The sequence below is a fragment of the Flavobacterium sp. genome, from assembly GCF_046073885.1.
In the GTDB taxonomy this organism is placed as follows: Bacteria; Bacteroidota; Bacteroidia; order Flavobacteriales; family Flavobacteriaceae; genus Flavobacterium.
Window position 1 is genome coordinate 1 of the sequence record NZ_JBJTND010000009.1, and the last position, 15,156, is coordinate 15,156.

Sequence of the window (15,156 nt, forward strand, 5' to 3'; positions counted from 1 at the left end):
TTTTTTCAAATCTTTAAAAACGAAGAACGAACAAAAATGAAACAATGGGCATTGGCCGCAAAAACACTAAACCAAGCAACAGGCGAAACCGATATTGAATTGCCATTCGAGCTAATTCAATCGGCAACAATACCAATTATAGAAACACGAAACGACTCGATTATCAACTCAAAAAACATCGACGAAAAAATAGTAAAAGATACCATTCAGCTTAAAAAACTTTTAGAAAAACTAAAAAATCAAAACAAACCCATAGAAATGAAAATTTCTGTAGGTCAAAAACACTATCTGTATTATGGCGATTCATCGTTATTAAATAAATTAAAATATTATCCAATTGCGCTTTTACTGATTATTTTTTTGTTCGGAACGGTTGTTTATAATTTTTATAAAAGCACAAAATTAGCTTCGCAAAACAAACTTTGGGCTGGTATGGCAAAGGAAACGGCACACCAAATTGGCACTCCTTTATCGTCATTAATAGGTTGGTTGGAAATCATGAAAGGAGAAAATATCTCTGCATCTATTATTCAAGAAATTGAAAAAGACATCAACCGACTTCAAACAATAACCGACCGATTTTCAAAAATTGGTTCCGAACCGGCACTTGAAAGTAAGGATGTCATTGCGGAAACCCGTCAATCATTTGATTATTTAAAATCAAGATTCTCTCACCAAGTTACCTTTGATTTTATTGCTCCAAATGAGCCTTTATTCATTGCTTTAAACCCAGAATTACATAGTTGGACTATAGAAAATTTGATGAAAAATGCAATTGACGCCATGAAAGGCAAAGGGGCATTAAAATTATCTATTGAAAAATCGGGGCAACAGGTGAAAATTAATGTCTCCGATACCGGAAAAGGAATTCCGAAAAATCAATTTAGAAAGGTTTTTGAACCCGGTTTTACTACTAAAAAAAGAGGCTGGGGATTGGGATTGTCTTTAACTAAACGAATCGTAGAAGAATACCATAAAGGAAAAATAAAAGTTTCTCACTCAGAAATTGGCAAAGGAACTACCATGCAGATTTTGTACAAAAAAACAAATTAGCTTACTCTTTACTTCGGTATTTTTTAACCTTGCTTTTTTTAATAAAAAGGGCTTTCTCTCCATTCCATTCATAAACTTCTTGCCATTCCTCAACTTTATAAATTGGATTGAACGCTTCTTCATCTAGTGCTTCCCCTTCTTTATAAACTTTGAAAATCCTGTTTGGCTTTCCTCCTTTTTCTTTTGGAAAAATAAAATCTTCAATATGATAATATCCCGGATCTACTCCTGAAATTTTGCCAGGTAATTGTATTAAGTTAGTTCCATTCCAAGCAAAATAATAATAAAGTGATGCAATTCCGCAAGCTTCTCCTTCAAAGCTTATTCTGTAAATATCTTTCACATTTGTTAATCCTAAACTACCAATTGCTTTGTTTTGAAAATAGGAACTTTCACCCAAACTTTCTTGAATAGTTTTTTGAGCTACTATCTCATTTTTATCATTCAGTACTTTAACAGAAATGAAAAAAAAATCACTACTGTCCTTTTTTCTAATTTCAAATTTATCTAATGTAGTTAGAAAGGTTAGCCCCTTCTTTTTGACATATCCCAATGCAATAAATCCTTTCCATAAATATCCCCTAGAAATAGTGCCTAATTTATTTTGGTACTCAATTTGAACCCAAGAAACATTTAGGCCATTAATTTCATAATCGCTATCGGTTGATTTAATTACGGTGATTTCTTTGCCTATTTGAAGTGAATCCAATAAAGTAGCTTTTGTAGATGGATTTTCCCGAACATAACACTTGGAAACACCTACCATTGCTTTCAGATTTTCTTCGTTATTCCAGTAATAATTATAAGAATTTTTCTCTTGTGAAAAAACCCTAATTTGAGTGAGTAATACTAGTAATATAAAGGCTTTTTTCATGTAGGTAGAAATAAAAACTCCACAAACTTACAGAAGAAACTGCAAATTTGTAGAGCCTATTTATCTTTTATTTTACAAATTAGATTGAACCGCTTTTACAATGGCTTCAAATTCTTCTTTGGTTAACGAAACTTTATTTTGAAAACGCATTTCATCCATCTCGTTTAACGGAATTAAATGCACATGTGCATGAGGCACTTCAAGACCAATTACGGCCATTCCTACTCGTTTACAAGGGATGGCTTTTTCAAGAGCAACTGCAATTTTTTTAGAAAACTGCATTAATCCAAGATACAATTCGTCTTCAATATCAAAAATCTTATTGATCTCTTGCTTCGGAATACATAAAGTATGTCCTTTTGCATTGGGATTTACATCTAAAAAAGCCAAAAACTTATCGTCTTCGGCTATTTTATAACAAGGTATTTCTCCTAGTACTATTTTGGTAAAAATACTAGACATAATTAGTCTCTAGAAATTTCTAATATTTCAAATTTTAAAGTCCCATTTGGAACAATAATTTCAGCTACTTCACCTACCGATTTTCCCAACAATCCTTTACCAATTGGAGAAGTTACAGATATTTTTCCGGTTTTTAAATCGGCTTCGCTTTCGGCAACCAAAGTATATTTCATTTCCATTCCGTTGGTTTGGTTTTTAATCTTCACATTTGATAAAACCAATACTTTTGAAGTGTCTAAATGACTTTCGTCAATAAGACGGGCATTAGAATGGATTTCTTCTAATTTTGCAATTCGCATTTCAAGCATGCCTTGTGCTTCTTTGGCAGCATCGTATTCGGCATTTTCAGACAAATCTCCTTTGTCTCTTGCTTCAGCAATATCGGCAGATGCTTTAGGGCGTGCCACATTTTTTAGATAATCTAATTCTTCTTTTAATTTTTTCAGTCCTTCTGCGGTGTAATAAGATACAGTGCTCATAATTTCATTTCTTTTTTCTTTCAATAAATTGAAAGTATTTTGTATTCGAATAAATTTTCAATCTTCATCTTAAAATAGAAAAAATCCCATCAAGACGGGATTTCTTTTTTCAAAGATAACTAATTTGCGTATTAAATTCCTACATTTGTTATATAATACTACACAAAGTTAACTAAAAAAATTTAATTGTAGCTTTTGATAATTTTTTAAATATGAAAAAAATAACATATCTGATTTTTTTATCTTTATTCATACTAGGATGCAGCAAGGATAAGTTTAACAACGACAATCCGTATCTTCCAAATTATAATTTTTCAATGGATATAAATAAAAACTTACCTAGTTACAGCGGATTGAACTTTGCTGGAAACGCAGTAAAAGCTTATCCTGCCAATGGGCCTTCAAGAGGAATAATAGTATTTAATACGGGGAGTGAGTATAAAGCATGGGATGGAGCCTGCCCTAATCAAAATCTGACAACCTGTTCTACACTCACACTAAGCGGGTCTAATGCCAATTGCCCTTGCGGAAGTGAAAATTATAATTTGTTTACGGGACAAAGCACAGGGAAACCCTATCCCTTAAAACAATATCGTGTTGAAATAAACGGCGATGTAATTCGAGTTTATAACTAATAAAAAAGCCAAATATAGAACTTGGCTTTTTTATTTGCTTCCTAGAATTTCAAAGTCATACCAACTAAGAAAATTCTTCCAGCCTGAGGATAATAATACGGATAGATGTCATACATATAGCCATTAGAGCTGTATTTCTTGCTAAAAATATTATTGCACAACCCAGTAAATACAATCGAGCTGAAGATTGATTTTGGATAAATTTGATACGAAACATTCAAATCATTGACAAAATAATTTGGCAATTTAGCATCTTCTAATTCAATGTTATTTAAATATTGATCTCCAACAAACTTAGATAAAAGTGCAATCTGAAAGCCATTTCTAGGTTGGTATACCAAGCAATTTCCTGCAACTAGATTAGGTGAATAGGCGATATTTTTATTTCCTAAATTCACACTATCTACATTTAAATCTACATTTTTATTTTGGCTTATTGTAATATTTGGTCGGATGCTTACCTGTTTAGAAATTGCAAGTGTTGCGTCTAACTCCAAACCTAAACGATAGCTTTTTTCACTATTAGAACGAATTGGATTTCCTACAGCATCTAAATTCCCAGTTAGAATTAATTGATCTTTATAGGCCATGTAATAAATCGTTGCATTCCACTTAACTTTCTTGGTTGCATAGCGCCATCCTAATTCGTAGTCATCTAATTTTTCTGGCTTCACACTACCTCCTTCATAATCGGTTCTATTTGGCTCTCTATTTGCTTTTGCATACGAAAAATAAAAAGTGTTTTTAGAATTTGCCATGTAGGTAATTCCAGCTTTTGGATTAAAGAAATTAAATGTATCATCCGCTATTCCAGCAGCCACTCCATCCGCTTTATATTGAACTTGACGGAATTGCAAATCGCCATACAAACTCCATTTTGCTGATAGCTGATAATTGATTTTTGCAAATACATTTCCATCATTCTTATTGCCATGATTATCATAATAATGATCTCCTAATTCAGAAGTAGAAGCATATCTCGCCCAAATCACTTCTCCAAAATGCTTGCCTTTGTATTGATTGTAGGCTCCACCAAAAATAAAATCAACTTTATTATCTTTATAATTTGCTGAGAAAGTAGTACCATAAAAATCATTATCCAACCATTTTTGTCGGATTAAATCAGTTGTATCAATTGTGGTTCCGTTTACTGTGATTGGAGTTAAACCATAATCAGCAAAGTTTTGGTTGTTTTGATATTCTTCATAGTATCCTTTGCCTTTGGTATAATGTATTGCTAAATTGGTATTCCATTTACTTGAAATTTTCTCATTCCAATGCAATTGATAATGATCTTGCTGATAATTATCGGTTTGGTTGTCGTAGAAACGTATGTTTCCAAAAGCATCGGTATACATTCCTGCAAAATTAAAAGTTCGATCTCCATTCATAGTTTCGCCATCAACACCATACCATGATTGATATGTTTTCTCTTTTCCTCCAAAAACTAATGCTTTAATTAAAGTTGTTTTTCCAACATAGGTCCCTTGAAGAAAGTAGGACTTTAAATTAGAAAAAGCTCGATCAATGTATCCATCCGAATTAATTTGGGATAAACGTCCTGCTATTTCAAAGTGGTCGTTCATTAATCCGGTACTAAATTTAACAGTGCTTTTTTTGGTGTTAAAACTTCCAAATGAGTTAGAAATTTCGCCAAAATTTTTCTTTGAATAGGAATCGGTTAATAGGTTAAGGCTTGCGCCAAATGCACCCGCGCCATTAGTTGAAGTTCCTACTCCACGTTGCAACTGCAAACTCTCAACGGATGAAGCAAAATCTGAAATGTTTACAAAAAAAGTACCACTACTTTCCGAATCATTATATGGAATCCCATTAATAGTTACATTCACTCGAGTTGCATCGGTACCACGAACACGAATTCCGGTATAACCAACGCCATTTCCAGCATCTGAAGTTGTAACTACAGAAGGTAAAAAATTCAATAAGATTGGAATATCTTGACCTAAATTCCGATTTTGAAAATCTTTGTTTGTTACATTAGTAAAACTTACCGGTGTCTTATTCGTTGCCCGAACCGCAGATACCAATACTTCGTCTAACTGCTTTACTTTAATTGAATCCTTTGATTTTTCTTGACTAAAAGAGTTAATAGAAAATAGAATAAAAAGAATAGGTAGTAAATAATATTCCTTTTGACTTTGCGCTTCAAAATTCAAAATTTTGAAATTTGATTTTTGACTAAATAAAAATTCCATCCGTAAAAATTATTACGAATAAAAAGAGGTAATTATTCTTTGTTAAAAATAAATTGTTTGTTTCCTATGACTACGAGATTCTGAATAAGTTCAGAAAGACAATTGTAGTCACTTTTCCCTTAGCAGCATTACCTGCCCAGGTTCATTGGGTATAATCTCAGCTCGTTATTTAGAGCACCCCTTTTGAGACAGGGCAAAGATATAAAATGTTGTTTGAAATTAGAAAATTACCAATGAAAAAATAAAATATTATTTTAATTCCCCGGTTGATGGGCGGGTTTTAATAAATCGTTCACTGTTTTCACCGGATTAAAAGTAAACAAAGGAACTTCTACAAAAACAGTCAGCCATTTTGCCATTGCTCCATTCCAAAGACCTGGTAATTCGAAGGCTTTTAGAGGCTTGCCGTTATTATTTTTCTCTACAATAAAACCCGTATTCGGATCTATAAATTGAGTTAAATCAAAATATTCTCCTTTGTAATTTTTGGTTCCGCAAACTAAATCTACCGGATTAAAATGAGTGGCTTTTTCAAGGATTTTTTGTTGATCGTTATCAATTTGAGAAGCTTCAATTATTTGCAAATAAGAATTCCCTTTTTTGTCAAAAACCCAAAAAGGACCTCCACCAGGTTCGCCTTCGTTTTTTACCATTCCGCAAACACGAATCGGACGATTTAATTCGTTATGCAAGTATTCGATTTTACTGGTATTGGTGTATTTTTCAAAATCTTCAGTTATGGAGATTTTTAATTTAGTTTCTATGAAATTAACTATTTCAGTAAGATTTTCATTTGAAATAACATCGCTATCCAAAAGTTTCAAATAGGCAAAAGTACTTTCTTGAAGTTGGGTTAATTTACCAGCAAGTGCCTTTTTATACAAAGCCACTTCTTTAATGTGGTTTTGAATTACATTATCAATGTTTTTGATAAAAATAACATCCGCTTGAAGGTTGTTTAAGTTCTTAATTAAGGCGCCATGCCCTCCTGGCCTAAACACCAATTGATTGTTTTCATCTCGAAATGGATTCCCGTCAATATCCACAGCTATTACATCGGTGGATTTATCTTGATAGGAATAATTTACATGAATTGAAATTTGGTTTTGAGTCTCAAATTGAGATTTTATTTTGTTAATAATAGCCTCAAATTCATCTTGATGCTCAATGGAAACCGTAAAATGAAGATAAGAACCTTTTAGCGAACTAGCATAGGCAACGCACTCGTTAAGATGCTCTTCTATAGCGGTGGCGATATGGTTGTTGGGGTATTTATGAAAAGGTAAAACCCCTTTTGGTTTATTAGCAAAATTAAAATAATCAGATGACAACATTGCTTTAATAAAGGCATAGTCTTTTATATCTTTAGAAGCGGAATCATAACCAGGAATTATTGCCTTAGCACTGTTTAACACAGCTTCATAAAACGCAAATTTTTCTTTCCCAACTAAAAACAGAGAGAGATTTTTTTCGTTTTTTCTATTGATATAAGCATTTATTGTTTCTAGCTCTGGGTTGTATTCATTGATGAATTCATTTAAAAATTTAAACATTCTACTGGCAGCACCCGATGCAGGCACAAACTTTGTAATCTTTAAATTTTTCTTTTTTTCTTCAAAATAGTTCGCAAAATAATTGGCGTCTTCTTCTGAAAGTGGCTCAATTCCATCATTTAAAACGGCAGGTCGGTCTATATTTATTTTTGGCAAGCCATTTTTTAGAACTTGAAATTGATCTGCAACCGTTTTTAAGTCAATTTTTCGCTTTATAATTTCATTAAAATCATGAGAATTAAATCCTAATTCTTGAGCTTCTGCAAAATCAGAAGTTATTTGAGTTGATTTTTGTTTAAGATTTTCTTCCATTCTATGTATGCTAAAACAGCTAAAATTGTAAAAATTATATATTGCAAAGATAACATTCCCAAGCCTCTATAGGCAAATAACGGAACCGCTATACAATTACCAATAATCCACAAGGTCCAATTCTCGATTTTTTTTAGAGCCATGTACCACATTGCTGTAAAAAATATTCCTGAAGTAAAAATATCAATATAATTAGGAATTTCAAGGGAATAATGAAAAAATTTATATACCAAAAAGGTAATACTAATGGTTAAGAAAAATAAGAAGATTCCTATAACTTTTTCTTTCTTATTGGTTTTGGTTATACTTAATTCGGTTTGATTTCCTTTGGATGTCCATTTGTACCAACCATAAACACTCATTATAGAATAATAAATATTCATGGTCATGTCACCAAAATAATGCGCTTGATATAATAAATAAACGGTAATTACGGTAGAAATTAACCCGGTTGGGTACACCCATATGTTTTCTTTTTTAGCACAAAAAACACTTACAATTCCAAAAACAAATGCCATAAACTCCAAAATAATTTGAAGTGTTGAAGCATTTTTGTATTGAGAAAGGAAGAAGTCGATCAAGAGGGTTCTGGGTTAAGTTAATCAAAAAAATTACTGTCGTTTTCAAATGCGGTACCTATTACCACCATGTCAGCTCCGGCACTAAAAGCAGCTTCAATTTCGTTTTTTGAACGAATTCCGCCTCCCACAAGTACTGGAATTTTAATGTTTTGAGAAACTAAAGTAATCATATCTGTTGGGACAGGAAATTTTGCGCCACTTCCGGCCTCTAAATAAATTAGTTTATTTCCAAGGTATTCTCCAGCTTGAGCCGTTTGCAAAACATACTCGGGATTGTTTCTGTCTAGTGGTTTAGTCTTACTAACGCGTTCTACGGCAGTTTCTTTTCCGCTTTCAATTAACAGATAGCCTGTAGAAATTACTTCTAGATTGGTTTTATTTAAAATCGGAACCGCATTTATTTGATGTTCTATTAAAAACTCAGGATTTCTACCAGATAGTAGCATTAGGAATAAAATAGCATCTGCATTTGGAGAAATTTGTGAAGGATTTCCTGGGAAAAGCAAAATTGGTAACTCAATTTCCGACTTTAATTTTGCAATCAAATCCTCTAAATAATCTCCATCGAAAGAGCTTCCGCCGACTAAAATGTGGGTTGCAGGAGAGGTATTTATTTTTTGAATTAAAACAGAAACTTGATCCATAGCCACTTTATCGGGGTCGATGAGTAGGGCTAAAAGTTTTTGGTTTATTGCCTTTGCAGCTACTATTTGAGAATAAATTGATTCCATAATTACGACTGAAAAGCGCAAACGTAGATATAATCTTCTACGGAGTTAAATACTATTTTGAAATTCTCAATTTCAGAATTCAATCGCAATTGAGCAATGGTTTTTTTGTCTTCCAAATTAAATTCGTTTTCAAAAATATGATTTAGAAAACTAATTCCTTCCTTACTTTTTATTTTGAAAACACTTTCTTTAATACCCCAAATAACGGTTGCTTTTTGAATTTTTTCTGCTTCCGATAAATTATCCAAGTGTGAAACATCCATAAATCGAGAAGCAATTTTTAATGTCTTCTGTTTCATTTGCTCCAAATCAATTCCAATTGGATTTGAACTTACTGCAATAGCAGAAAATTCATGCGAATGGGAAATTGATAAGCATTTTCCATCCTTTAAATGTGGCTTCCCGTTGGCGTCGTATTCCAGATCAAAATCGGTATAACCAAGGTGTTGTAATAACATTCGTACTGCAAGAAATCCTTTTTGATGGCTTTCCGATTTCATCGAATCAACTCTTTTTTGAGAAGCTAAATTGAGTTGGGCAGCGCCTTTAAACCATTCTATATCTTCGGTAATTTTCCAAAGATAGAGCACAGCAGTTTCATTTAATATAACTTCTTTAAATAAAGGCATTTAGTATTTTATTGTTTTACAGTGGCTTAAGAAATTAAACATTTCACAAATTTGAAAATAAATTATAAAAATAGAAACCTATGTTGTAATTTTGCAACCACATTTAAAAAAACAAATATACATAATAGATGAGTACACAAACGTTACCATATGTAGCTTTTAAAGTGAAAGATATTTCACTTGCAGCTTGGGGAAGAAAAGAAATTGAATTGGCTGAAGCAGAAATGCCGGGTTTAATGGCTTTGAGAGCAGAATACAAAAACGAACAACCACTTAAAGGTGCTCGTATTGCAGGATGTTTACACATGACCATACAAACTGCAGTTTTAATTGAAACTTTGGTTGCTCTAGGAGCAGAAGTTACTTGGTCTTCTTGTAATATTTTCTCAACTCAAGATCAAGCTGCTGCTGCAATTGCTGCTGCAGGGATTCAAGTATATGCTTGGAAAGGTCTTAATGAAGTAGATTTTGATTGGTGTATTGAACAAACTTTATTCTTTGGAGAGGATAGAAAACCTTTAAATATGATTTTGGATGATGGTGGAGATTTAACTAACATGGTAATTGATCGTTACCCACACTTAGTTCCAGGAATTAAAGGATTATCTGAAGAAACTACTACTGGAGTTCACAGATTATATGAAAGAGTAAAAGCGGGAACTTTACCAATGCCTGCAATCAATGTTAATGACTCGGTTACAAAATCAAAATTTGATAACAAATACGGATGTAAAGAATCGGCTGTAGATGCTGTTCGTAGAGCAACCGATTTAATGTTGGCTGGTAAAAGAATAATCGTTTGTGGATATGGTGATGTTGGAAAAGGAACTGCAGCTTCTTTTAGAGGTGCTGGTTCTATAGTAACGGTTACCGAAATTGATCCTATTTGCGCGCTTCAAGCAGCAATGGACGGATATGAAGTGAAAAAATTAGACACCGTTATTGCAACTGCAGATATCATTGTAACTACAACTGGAAATAAAGATATCGTTTTGGGTTCTCATTTTGAAAAAATGAAAGACAAAACGGTTGTTTGTAATATTGGTCACTTTGACAATGAAATTGATATGGCTTGGTTGAACAAAAATTTTGGTCACACCAAAAATGAAGTAAAACCTCAAGTTGATATTTATAATGTAAATGGAAATGACATCATCATTTTGGCTGAAGGTCGTTTGGTTAACTTAGGATGCGCTACAGGTCACCCTAGTTTTGTAATGAGTAATTCCTTTACAAACCAAACTTTAGCTCAAATTGAATTATGGAATAACAGCGCTGCTTATAACAATGACGTTTATATGTTACCAAAACATTTAGATGAAAAAGTAGCTCGTTTACACTTAGCTAAATTAGGAGTAGAATTAGAAACATTACGCCCTGAACAAGCTGATTATATTGGTGTTGCTGTTGAAGGTCCATTCAAACCAGAATACTACAGATATTAATCAAGTATAACTAACAAAAAAGCCCTTGCAAATGCAAGGGCTTTTTTTGTTGGAATTATACATTTTCTAATGCATCTTCAATCGTTTGATAGACCTTTTGCAATTGAGTATCTGTTATTATATAAGGTGGTAATATATAGACAATATTTCCAACAGGCCTTAATACTACTCCGTTTTCAATAAAGAAATTATACAATTTATTGCGAAGGGTGCCGTAATAACTTTCTTTACGCTCAGATTTTATTTCCAGAGCAAAAATTACACCCAGCACTCTAGTGGTTTCTACCCTTGGATGATTTATTATTTTGCTTTCAAAATCCAAATGGTGCTTATTTATTCGGATTACATTTTCTTGCATTTCTTCGGTTTGCAATAACTCTAAACTTGCTATTGCAGCGGCACAACCTGTTGGATTGGCAGTAAAAGTATGCCCGTGAAATAATGCTTTATTGATGTCTTCATCATAAAAACCATCAAAAATTTCTTGTGTAAATGTCGTAATAGCCATTGGAATAGTTCCACCAGTTAAGGCTTTAGACAAACACATCATATCGGGTTTATTTACCAAATAATCTGTTGCAAAAGTTTTACCCGTTTTCCCAAAACCCGCCATCACTTCATCTGCAATTGTAAAAACCGAATGTTCTTTACATAAAGCAATCATTTTATCTAATACTTCTGGGGAATACATAACCATTCCGGCAGCACCTAATACTAAAGGTTCAAAAATAAAAGCCGCACAGGCATTAGTTGCAAAAAAATCATTTAAAACAGCCAAGGCTTTGTCTTCATTCCCTTTGGTTGGAATTGGCACACGAACTACTTCAAGAAGTGATCCTTGAAATGCTTCTGTAAATAAAGAAATTCCGCTTGCAGCCATTGCGCCAAAGGTATCTCCGTGAAAAGCATCTTCAAATGCAATGATTTTGGTTTTAGTAGTTCCTTTATTGTAATGAAATTGCAAAGCGGCTTTGATAGCAACTTCCACAGCCGTAGAACCATTATCAGAATAAAATAGTTTCCTTTGATTGGAAGGTAAAATTTCAATTAATTTCTCAGACAACACCACCGCAGGTTCGTGTGTGAATCCGCCAAAAAGAACATGTTCTAAAGAAGTTAATTGCTTGTAAATGGCATCGGCAATATATTTATTGGAATGACCGTAGGGATTTACCCACCAAGAAGCAATCGCATCAATATATTCTTTCCCGTTTTCATCCCACAACAAAGCTCCTTGTCCTTTGGTGATGGCAACAGCAGGGGAAGCCGTCTTATGCTGAGTATACGGATGCCAATTGTGTTTTTGATCTCTTTGGGAAAGGCTCATTACGATTTTTGATTTTTGAATCTATAGTTTTAATAAATTATCTCGAAATTCATCGGCATAATACTGAATTACATTAGCATCAAAATAAGGCTCTTCTTCAATTCTTCCAATGAATTTGGCTTTGGTTTTGGCTAAGATAATTTCTTCTGTAGCTTTGTTTTCCTCTCCCGAAAATAGAATTCCGGCGATTGGTATATTTCTGTTTTTTAATGCTTCAAATGACAACAAAGTGTGATTGATGCTGCCTAAATAATGTCGGGATACCAAAATAACTTTATACTCCTTCTGAATTAAATCAATAATACAATCGGTATCATTTAAAGGAACTAACAATCCTCCGGCACCTTCAATAACTAAATGATTTTTGGTTTTTGGCTCATTAATTTGTTTGATATCAATTGAAACTCCATCAATCGCTGCAGCCAAATGCGGACTTGCAGGCGTATTTAGTTTGTAGCTATTCGAGTGAATTTGGGTTTTATTATTCGAAATGTATTTTTGAATTTTATGACTATCTGAATTATCAAGATCTCCTGCTTGAATGGGTTTCCAATAGTCTGCTTCCAATGCCTGCGTAATGATTGCAGCAGCAATGGTTTTGCCAACGTCGGTTCCGATTCCTGTGATAAATAGTTTCATTTAGTTAAATTCAAATTTACAATTTTGACATTTGTATTTGTATTTCGTATGAAATGGAAAAATACTTATTAGTGCTGAAAAAACAAATAATAAAAATGATTTGAGGTCTTTAACCGTGGTCATCATTTCTATTTTTTCCGCATTACATTTCGGACATTTAATGAGTTGATTATTATCGTCTAGAGAAAACGGACTGATTTGAGATAAAATAAGGTTCGCTACATCTGCATCTTCATTGTTAACGTATAATTTCACTCCTCCAACGGCATTGCTATAAAGTGGATTTGCATCTATTGTTGCCCCATCTCTCATAAATACTTCAATACCCTCCGACTCTAATTTACCTTTATAAATCATAGCTTCCGAAGAATACTGAAATCTTCCAATTAGAGTAAATAAAGAGTTTTCCATAGTTTTAAAATACAAAGTTACTCAACAATTGTAAGACATTGAAAATTTCTTCTTCCGAATTATAAGAATGCAAACAAAAGCGCAGTCGTTCTTGCCCTTCGGGAACCGTAGGTGAAAGTATGGCTTTCACGTCAAAGCCATTTTCTTGCAAATTAGCTGCAATAGATTTTACTTTTTCATTACCGGGAATAATAGCACATTGAATGGCCGATTTACTGTATACAAAAAGTGATTTTAATCCGTTTTGGGCTTTAACTTGGTTGAAATATTGAATGTTTTGCTTTAGCTTTTGCATGGCAACTTTTCCTTTTTGTAACTGCTGATAGGCAATAAAAATAGTAGCAACCGAATGTGGTGATAAACCGGTGGTATAAATAAAACTTCGAGCAAAATTGACTAAATAGCTTTTTAATTCGTCACTTCCTAATACAGCTGCGCCATGACATCCTAGCCCTTTTCCAAAGGTTATAATTCTTGCAAAAACATCATTTTGAAAACCCAAACTTTGCACCAATCCTTCTCCGCTTTCGCCAAAAACGCCTAATGCATGAGCTTCATCAATCACTAAATGGCAATTGTATTTTTTAGAAATTGAAACCAATTCTTCCAGATTGGGGCAATCGCCATCCATTGAGAAGACCGACTCGGTAACCACATACACTTCGACAGGCTCAGTGTGACAACGTTTAATAATGGATTGTAAATCTTCTAAATCATTATGTTGAAATTTATAGGATTTGGCATTGCTCATTGCAATTCCGTCACGAATGGAAGCATGACACAATTCATCATATAGAATTACATCATTTCGCTGCGGTACCGAACTAAAAAAACCTACATTGGCATCGTAACCCGAATTGAAAATTAAAGCTGCAGGAACTTCGTGAAACTTGGCAATAAAGTTTTCGATAGTGGTATATATAGAATGATTCCCAGAAATCAATCGAGAACCTGTTGCCCCATTCTCTTTTAGATTATTTTGCACAAGATACTCATGGGTTTCATTAAAAATTGTTTCATTTTTGGCAAACCCCAAATAATCATTGGAAGCAAAATCGATACTATCTTTTGAAAAAGGCAGTTCCCGCAAGGCATAATTTGCTTCGCGCTGTTGTAGTTTAAGAGCAAGTGCTTTTGGGAAATTTTTCATCTATCAAAAATAAAAAAAGCCAAACAAAATTGCTTGGCTTTTAAGTTTTATTTACAAATTGTCTTAGTCGGCTAAAACAATTACTTTATTGTCTTTCATTTCAATAGTACCTGAATTGATTTCTAAATTGAAGTTTTGATCATTTACTTTGGTAAATTTACTTTCTACTTCTTTTTGGAAATCAAAACTAGCCGCTGTAATTTTTACAGTTCCTTGTTTTAAAATGGACACTATTGGTGCGTGATTATTTAATATTTGAAAAGACCCATCCACTCCTGGTAAAGAAACCGAAGTAACCTCTCCTTTAAATAATGTAGCTTCTGGTGATACTATTTCTAAAATCATAATTTTTGAGTTAGAAGTTGGATGTTAGAAGTAGGAAGTGAAAAACAATTAAGTATTCTAACTTCTGGCTTCTATCTTCCAGCTTTATTATGCTTCTGCTAACATTTTTTGTCCTGCTTCGATAGCGTCTTCAATAGTTCCTTTAAGGTTGAAAGCAGCTTCTGGCAAGTGATCTAATTCTCCATCAATAATCATGTTAAATCCTTTGACGGTAATTACTCTCCAAGAATTTCTGCTGTATACTCTGCAGGATCACAAAAAAATCACACTTTTAGAGGATCTTTCCAAACTGGTTTCCGTAACCCTACTACACA

Annotated in this window: 16 protein-coding genes and 1 riboswitch; of the genes, 3 read left to right on the top strand and 13 right to left on the bottom strand. The window is 33.3% G+C overall.

What is annotated here, in order from left to right:
- Positions 1–1,053, top strand: a 1,053-nt coding sequence (locus ACKOWY_RS00915) for a sensor histidine kinase (protein ID WP_408939560.1), incomplete at its 5' end; no start/stop codon positions are given.
- Between the two features lies 1 nt (position 1,054).
- Here the strand turns inward: ACKOWY_RS00915 and ACKOWY_RS00920 are convergent.
- The 3 genes from ACKOWY_RS00920 to greA all read right to left on the bottom strand — a co-directional run bounded on the left by ACKOWY_RS00920 (position 1,055) and on the right by greA (position 2,868).
- On the bottom strand, positions 1,055–1,927 hold the full coding sequence (locus ACKOWY_RS00920) for an SH3 domain-containing protein (RefSeq protein WP_408939561.1): 873 nt from the start codon (positions 1,925–1,927) through the stop codon (positions 1,055–1,057).
- Between the two features lie 72 nt (positions 1,928–1,999).
- Entirely contained in the window at positions 2,000–2,389 is a 390-nt protein-coding gene (locus ACKOWY_RS00925; RefSeq protein ID WP_408939562.1) for an HIT family protein, read from the bottom strand.
- Between the two features lie 2 nt (positions 2,390–2,391).
- Positions 2,392–2,868: a transcription elongation factor GreA gene (gene greA, locus ACKOWY_RS00930; RefSeq protein WP_353084196.1), complete on the bottom strand. Its 477-nt coding sequence runs from the start codon at positions 2,866–2,868 to the stop codon at positions 2,392–2,394.
- 212 nt (positions 2,869–3,080) lie between these two features.
- On the opposite strand from greA, the gene ACKOWY_RS00935 reads away from it, so the two are divergent.
- Positions 3,081–3,503 (top strand): Rieske (2Fe-2S) protein, encoded by a 423-nt coding sequence (locus tag ACKOWY_RS00935; RefSeq protein WP_408939563.1) that lies wholly within the window; start codon positions 3,081–3,083, stop codon positions 3,501–3,503.
- A 41-nt stretch (positions 3,504–3,544) separates the two neighbouring features.
- Here the strand turns inward: ACKOWY_RS00935 and ACKOWY_RS00940 are convergent, their stop codons facing one another.
- The 5 genes from ACKOWY_RS00940 to ACKOWY_RS00960 all read right to left on the bottom strand — a co-directional run bounded on the left by ACKOWY_RS00940 (position 3,545) and on the right by ACKOWY_RS00960 (position 9,525).
- Positions 3,545–5,719 (bottom strand): TonB-dependent receptor, encoded by a 2,175-nt coding sequence (locus tag ACKOWY_RS00940; RefSeq protein WP_408939564.1) that lies wholly within the window; start codon positions 5,717–5,719, stop codon positions 3,545–3,547.
- Between the two features lie 96 nt (positions 5,720–5,815).
- Positions 5,816–5,911: riboswitch (TPP riboswitch) on the bottom strand.
- 62 nt (positions 5,912–5,973) lie between these two features.
- Complete coding sequence (locus ACKOWY_RS00945; RefSeq protein WP_408939565.1) at positions 5,974–7,584, bottom strand: DUF4301 family protein; 1,611 nt, start codon at positions 7,582–7,584, stop codon at positions 5,974–5,976.
- Positions 7,548–8,165 carry a nicotinamide riboside transporter PnuC gene (gene pnuC, locus ACKOWY_RS00950; RefSeq protein ID WP_408939566.1) on the bottom strand — a complete coding sequence of 206 codons (618 nt, stop codon included), beginning with the start codon at positions 8,163–8,165 and terminating at the stop codon, positions 7,548–7,550. The genes ACKOWY_RS00945 and pnuC overlap by 37 nt, the downstream gene beginning before the upstream one ends.
- Before the next feature lie 17 nt (positions 8,166–8,182).
- Positions 8,183–8,896, bottom strand: coding sequence for a geranylgeranylglyceryl/heptaprenylglyceryl phosphate synthase (locus ACKOWY_RS00955; protein WP_408939567.1), 714 nt, complete (start codon positions 8,894–8,896; stop codon positions 8,183–8,185).
- 2 nt (positions 8,897–8,898) lie between these two features.
- The gene (locus ACKOWY_RS00960) at positions 8,899–9,525 is read right to left on the bottom strand and encodes a 4'-phosphopantetheinyl transferase superfamily protein (protein WP_408939568.1); all 627 of its coding nucleotides are present in this window, start codon (positions 9,523–9,525) and stop codon (positions 8,899–8,901) included.
- 128 nt (positions 9,526–9,653) lie between these two features.
- On the opposite strand from ACKOWY_RS00960, the gene ahcY reads away from it, so the two are divergent.
- The gene (gene ahcY, locus ACKOWY_RS00965) at positions 9,654–10,970 is read left to right on the top strand and encodes an adenosylhomocysteinase (RefSeq protein ID WP_408939569.1); all 1,317 of its coding nucleotides are present in this window, start codon (positions 9,654–9,656) and stop codon (positions 10,968–10,970) included.
- Between the two features lie 55 nt (positions 10,971–11,025).
- Here ahcY and bioA read toward each other — a convergent pair whose 3' ends face one another.
- The 5 genes from bioA to ACKOWY_RS00990 form a co-directional block, all read right to left on the bottom strand.
- Positions 11,026–12,297 (bottom strand): adenosylmethionine--8-amino-7-oxononanoate transaminase, encoded by a 1,272-nt coding sequence (bioA, locus tag ACKOWY_RS00970; protein WP_408939570.1) that lies wholly within the window; start codon positions 12,295–12,297, stop codon positions 11,026–11,028.
- 21 nt (positions 12,298–12,318) lie between these two features.
- The gene (gene bioD / locus ACKOWY_RS00975; RefSeq protein ID WP_408939571.1) at positions 12,319–12,936 is read right to left on the bottom strand and encodes a dethiobiotin synthase; all 618 of its coding nucleotides are present in this window, start codon (positions 12,934–12,936) and stop codon (positions 12,319–12,321) included.
- On the bottom strand, positions 12,937–13,347 hold the full coding sequence (locus ACKOWY_RS00980; protein ID WP_408939572.1) for a DUF2007 domain-containing protein: 411 nt from the start codon (positions 13,345–13,347) through the stop codon (positions 12,937–12,939).
- Positions 13,348–13,351: 4 nt separating this feature from the next.
- Entirely contained in the window at positions 13,352–14,497 is a 1,146-nt protein-coding gene (locus ACKOWY_RS00985; RefSeq protein WP_408939573.1) for an aminotransferase class I/II-fold pyridoxal phosphate-dependent enzyme, read from the bottom strand.
- 63 nt (positions 14,498–14,560) lie between these two features.
- Positions 14,561–14,842: a F0F1 ATP synthase subunit epsilon gene (locus ACKOWY_RS00990; protein ID WP_408939574.1), complete on the bottom strand. Its 282-nt coding sequence runs from the start codon at positions 14,840–14,842 to the stop codon at positions 14,561–14,563.
- Positions 14,843–15,156: the final 314 nt, after the last annotated feature.

Coding starts and splice junctions, on each gene's coding strand:
- bioA (WP_408939570.1), bottom strand. CDS start 12,297: ATGAGCCTTTCCCAAAGAGATCAAAAACACAATTGGCATCCGTATACT.
- ACKOWY_RS00920 (WP_408939561.1), bottom strand. CDS start 1,927: ATGAAAAAAGCCTTTATATTACTAGTATTACTCACTCAAATTAGGGTT.
- ACKOWY_RS00940 (WP_408939564.1), bottom strand. CDS start 5,719: ATGGAATTTTTATTTAGTCAAAAATCAAATTTCAAAATTTTGAATTTT.
- ACKOWY_RS00945 (WP_408939565.1), bottom strand. CDS start 7,584: ATGGAAGAAAATCTTAAACAAAAATCAACTCAAATAACTTCTGATTTT.
- ACKOWY_RS00980 (WP_408939572.1), bottom strand. CDS start 13,347: ATGGAAAACTCTTTATTTACTCTAATTGGAAGATTTCAGTATTCTTCG.
- bioD (WP_408939571.1), bottom strand. CDS start 12,936: ATGAAACTATTTATCACAGGAATCGGAACCGACGTTGGCAAAACCATT.
- ACKOWY_RS00935 (WP_408939563.1), top strand. CDS start 3,081: ATGAAAAAAATAACATATCTGATTTTTTTATCTTTATTCATACTAGGA.
- ACKOWY_RS00990 (WP_408939574.1), bottom strand. CDS start 14,842: ATGATTTTAGAAATAGTATCACCAGAAGCTACATTATTTAAAGGAGAG.
- greA (WP_353084196.1), bottom strand. CDS start 2,868: ATGAGCACTGTATCTTATTACACCGCAGAAGGACTGAAAAAATTAAAA.
- ACKOWY_RS00955 (WP_408939567.1), bottom strand. CDS start 8,896: ATGGAATCAATTTATTCTCAAATAGTAGCTGCAAAGGCAATAAACCAA.
- ACKOWY_RS00925 (WP_408939562.1), bottom strand. CDS start 2,389: ATGTCTAGTATTTTTACCAAAATAGTACTAGGAGAAATACCTTGTTAT.
- ahcY (WP_408939569.1), top strand. CDS start 9,654: ATGAGTACACAAACGTTACCATATGTAGCTTTTAAAGTGAAAGATATT.
- ACKOWY_RS00985 (WP_408939573.1), bottom strand. CDS start 14,497: ATGAAAAATTTCCCAAAAGCACTTGCTCTTAAACTACAACAGCGCGAA.
- ACKOWY_RS00960 (WP_408939568.1), bottom strand. CDS start 9,525: ATGCCTTTATTTAAAGAAGTTATATTAAATGAAACTGCTGTGCTCTAT.